The organism is Flavobacterium sp., from assembly GCF_021151785.1.
GTDB lineage: Bacteria > Bacteroidota > Bacteroidia > Flavobacteriales > Flavobacteriaceae > Flavobacterium.
Genome location: NZ_JAGKWP010000153.1, coordinates 1 through 3749, shown reverse-complemented (window position 1 = coordinate 3749; position 3749 = coordinate 1). Strand labels below are relative to the sequence as shown.

The following is a 3749-nucleotide window of genomic DNA, read 5'->3' as shown; positions in this document are numbered from 1 at the left end:
ACTTAATAAATTTAAAATACTAACAAATAGAATAAAGAAACTAATAAAAACAAAAAAAGCCTTGACTTACAAGGCTTTTTAATGTGATCTCATCAGGATTCGAACCTGAGACCTACTGCTTAGAAGGCAGTTGCTCTATCCAGCTGAGCTATGAGACCATTAATTTTAATTTAGCCAATTAATTGGGAAGCTAAAAAAGTCGGGGTGGCAGGATTCGAACCTGCGACCTCCTGGTCCCAAACCAGGCGCGATGACCGGGCTACGCTACACCCCGAAAACAAAAAAGCGGAGAGACAGGGACTCGAACCCTGGCATCGGTTACCCGATGACAGATTAGCAATCTGCTCCGTTACCACTCCGGCACCTCTCCAGTATTTTCTGCGTAAGAACTTATCTTTTTTGCGGTTGCAAATGTAGAACAAGATTCTAATATTTGCAACTCTTTTTTCGTTTTTTTTCTCACTTTTTCTTAAATTCTCTAACTATCAACTACATAGAATCAAATATTTTTTTATTACTCTACGTATTTTAATAAGCTATTGTACTTAAGAATGACCAAAGATACATTTTTACTTTAGAATTCCACAATATTTCGTTACATTCGCAAAAAAATAAATTCAAACACAATGAGCAAAAAAGTAGTTATCGTATCAGCGGTAAGAACACCAATAGGTAGTTTTATGGGCGCTTTATCATCAGTACCCGCAACGAAATTAGGCGCAGCAGCGATTAAAGGTGCTTTAAATAAAATTAAATTAGACCCCACTTTAGTTGATGAAGTATTAATGGGGAATGTTGTACAAGCAGGAAACGGTCAAGCTCCAGCACGCCAAGCAGCTTTGTTTGCAGGCTTATCTAATGAAGTAGCATGTACTACCATTAATAAAGTGTGTGCTAGTGGAATGAAAGCTGTAATGCAGGGAGCGCAAGCCATCATGGCAGGAGATGCTCAAATTGTGGTTGCAGGTGGAATGGAAAATATGAGTATGATTCCTCATTACGTACATTTAAGAAATGGAGTAAAATTTGGTCCTACTTCTCTAGTAGATGGAATGCAAAAGGACGGTTTAACAGATGCATATGATAACAATGCCATGGGAGTATGTGCCGATTTATGCGCTTCAGAATACCAAATTTCTAGAGAAGCACAAGATCAATTCGCTATTCAGTCATACGAACGATCAGCAGCAGCTTGGGAAGCGGGTAAATTTGATGCTGAAATAGTTCCTGTAGAAGTTCCACAAAGAAAAGGGGAGCCTATTCTAATAACTAAAGATGAAGAGTTTACGAATGTAAAATTAGATAGAATACCTTCATTACCAGCTGTATTTACTAAAGACGGTACAGTAACGGCAGCAAATGCATCTACTATTAATGATGGGGCCGCTGCCCTAGTACTTATGAGTGAAGAAAAAGCAACTGAATTAGGCTTAAAACCATTGGCTTACATCACATCTTATGCAGATGCTGCTCAAGAACCAAAATGGTTTACTACTGCCCCAGCCAAAGCATTGCCTAAAGCTCTAGACAAAGCTGGTTTATCTATTTCAGATATCGACTTCTTCGAATTCAACGAAGCCTTTTCAGTAGTAGGTTTGGCTAATGCTAAAATCTTAGGCTTAGACAACAATAAAATAAACGTAAACGGTGGTGCTGTTTCATTAGGTCACCCACTGGGTTGCTCAGGAGCTAGAATCATTGTTACTTTAATTAACGTTTTAGAACAAAACAATGCCAAGTATGGAGCCGCAGCTATATGTAATGGTGGAGGTGGCGCATCGGCTATTGTAATTGAAAAAGCTTAACTAATTAATCACATAAATAATAACAATTGGTAGTACAATAGACTATTACCAATTGTTATTTATCAATTCATACTGAATGTTCGGAATTTGTAATTTAGCAATTGTACCTATCAGAGCAGAAGCCAGTGATCGAAGTGAAATGGTTTCCCAATTATTATTTGGTGATCATTTTAAAATAATTGAAAAAACACCAAAATGGGTGTACATTCAAACTTCTTTTGACCATTATGAAGGTTGGATTGATAGTAAGCAATACCAAGTCTTAACTGAAAACCAATTCCAATTAATTGAAGAAAGTGAGCCTATTTTAAATGGAGATTTAATTGATTTCATTTCCTACGGAAGCAACCAATTAATGCCAATTCCTGTGGGTAGTTCATTGTCTTTTTTAGATGTGAATGAAATTAATACGATGAATTACCAATTTGAAGGCTTGAAAGTTTGCGGTATAAAACCTAAAGAACAACTTCTAAAAACGGCTTTTCTTTATCTAAACGCACCTTATTTATGGGGAGGCAAAACGCCTTTCGGTATCGATTGCTCAGGGTTTACCCAAATGGTATATAAATTAAACGGCTATAAACTATTACGAGATGCATCCCTGCAAGCTACTCAAGGCGAACCACTAAGTTTTATTGAAGAAAGTGAACCTGGTGATTTAGCTTTTTTTGATAATGATGAAGGTTCTATTATTCATGTAGGCATCATGATGGAAAACAATTACATTATTCATGCCTCTGGTAAGGTACGTATTGATCGAATAGACCATTTAGGTATTTACAATGTTGACACAGGCAGACATACCCATAAATTAAGAGTCATTAAAAAATTACTATAAAAAAAAGTGATAAATCTTCATTTACCACTTTCTTTACTTATTTAATATACAATTTCTTAATTCGCATAATGGGTCCCCCACACTTGACTTCATGACAAGCGATACATTGATCCACCATAGAATTAAAAGCAACTTTAGTGTCTTCAGCTTCATAAATTGCTTTTTGTGCATCTATAAATAATTTAGCATGCTTATTAAAAAAAGCGTCACGCTCCTTCCCTTTTGTAAAAGTAGCTTTTTCCATTTTCAGAAAGTATGTTGGAAATTGACCTAAAGAATCCATTTTCAAAATCCGGTCTTTTAATCGGGTATTCTCTACATACATTTGTTCCATCAAGGCAGCCATTTCGGATACTTCATACATTTGAAATTCGTCTTTAGGCTTAGCACAAGATTCTTGGTTTTTATCTTCTTTTTTATTAGAAGTACAACTTACTGATAAAAAAACAAAAAAAACCATACTTATAAATCTTTTCATATCCAAGTATTACTTAGCAATTAAAACGCCATGAGCTAAAAATTTCAATTCCTTCTTAGGTGTTGTAATGCTATCAATAGCTGCTTTAGATTTTCCTTCGTCCTCTGCATAATGCTTTAATTCATTTACAGGAGTTTCTTCAATAAAAGCTTTACCTTCTACCACTACTTCTCTATTTTGGGCATTCATTGGAACAAAGAACCCGTAATCTTTAAATTTAACAAAAGCTTGCTGGTTTTGACCTAAATCCAAAGTCATCCAACATCCTTTGTTTTGGCATATTTCATTAATTTTAGTAGTAAACTTAACAGCTAAGGTATCACCTTTTTTAAGTTTTTGATACTTAGCTAACATTTGCGCTGCGGTTAATGCATTGTCTTTAGAAATAGAATCCCCAAAAACTGCAAATTCTTTTTTGATTTCATTTTCTTGAACAGCTTCCTTTTTTTGGTTACAAGAAGCAAAAATCACTAAACCGAATAAAGCAATAATTTTTGATTTCATGAGAATAAATTAATAATTTTTATAAGACAAATGTAGTTCTTTTTTTGAATTATTAACGAATTACTAATGTTAATAATTATTCAAATTTTCGCAATAAAACAAACATTATTTTAGTAAATTTGTA

4 protein-coding genes and 3 tRNA genes are annotated in these 3749 nt (G+C 34.5%); 2 read left to right on the top strand and 5 right to left on the bottom strand.

The genetic code is table 11. The features are described 5' to 3' along the window. Positions 1 to 84 precede the first annotated feature (84 nt). The 3 genes from QZ824_RS11035 to QZ824_RS11025 all read right to left on the bottom strand — a co-directional run bounded on the left by QZ824_RS11035 (position 85) and on the right by QZ824_RS11025 (position 370). Positions 85 to 158: transfer RNA gene (locus tag QZ824_RS11035), tRNA-Arg, on the bottom strand. Between the two features lie 41 nt (positions 159 to 199). Beyond that, positions 200 to 274: transfer RNA gene (locus QZ824_RS11030), tRNA-Pro, on the bottom strand. A 12-nt stretch (positions 275 to 286) separates the two neighbouring features. Next, positions 287 to 370, bottom strand: a tRNA-Ser gene (locus tag QZ824_RS11025). 256 nt (positions 371 to 626) lie between these two features. Between QZ824_RS11025 and QZ824_RS11020 the strand changes: the two genes are divergently transcribed. Both QZ824_RS11020 and QZ824_RS11015 read left to right on the top strand, forming a co-directional pair. Next, complete coding sequence (locus tag QZ824_RS11020; protein WP_291276068.1) at positions 627 to 1805, top strand: acetyl-CoA C-acyltransferase; 1179 nt, start codon at positions 627 to 629, stop codon at positions 1803 to 1805. Between the two features lie 76 nt (positions 1806 to 1881). Then, positions 1882 to 2643, top strand: a complete 762-nt coding sequence (locus tag QZ824_RS11015; RefSeq protein WP_291276067.1) for a C40 family peptidase — start codon at positions 1882 to 1884, stop codon at positions 2641 to 2643. 37 nt (positions 2644 to 2680) lie between these two features. Here the strand turns inward: QZ824_RS11015 and QZ824_RS11010 are convergent, their stop codons facing one another. Beyond that, entirely contained in the window at positions 2681 to 3121 is a 441-nt protein-coding gene (locus QZ824_RS11010; protein ID WP_291276066.1) for a hypothetical protein, read from the bottom strand. Between the two features lie 9 nt (positions 3122 to 3130). Next, positions 3131 to 3625 (bottom strand): DUF4920 domain-containing protein, encoded by a 495-nt coding sequence (locus tag QZ824_RS11005; RefSeq protein WP_291276065.1) that lies wholly within the window; start codon positions 3623 to 3625, stop codon positions 3131 to 3133. Positions 3626 to 3749: the final 124 nt, after the last annotated feature.

Bases quoted from the DNA above. Each gene is read 5' to 3' on its own strand.
- QZ824_RS11020 (WP_291276068.1), top strand. From the start codon at position 627: ATGAGCAAAAAAGTAGTTATCGTATCAGCGGTAAGAACACCAATAGGT.
- QZ824_RS11015 (WP_291276067.1), top strand. From the start codon at position 1,882: ATGTTCGGAATTTGTAATTTAGCAATTGTACCTATCAGAGCAGAAGCC.
- QZ824_RS11010 (WP_291276066.1), bottom strand. From the start codon at position 3,121: ATGAAAAGATTTATAAGTATGGTTTTTTTTGTTTTTTTATCAGTAAGT.
- QZ824_RS11005 (WP_291276065.1), bottom strand. From the start codon at position 3,625: ATGAAATCAAAAATTATTGCTTTATTCGGTTTAGTGATTTTTGCTTCT.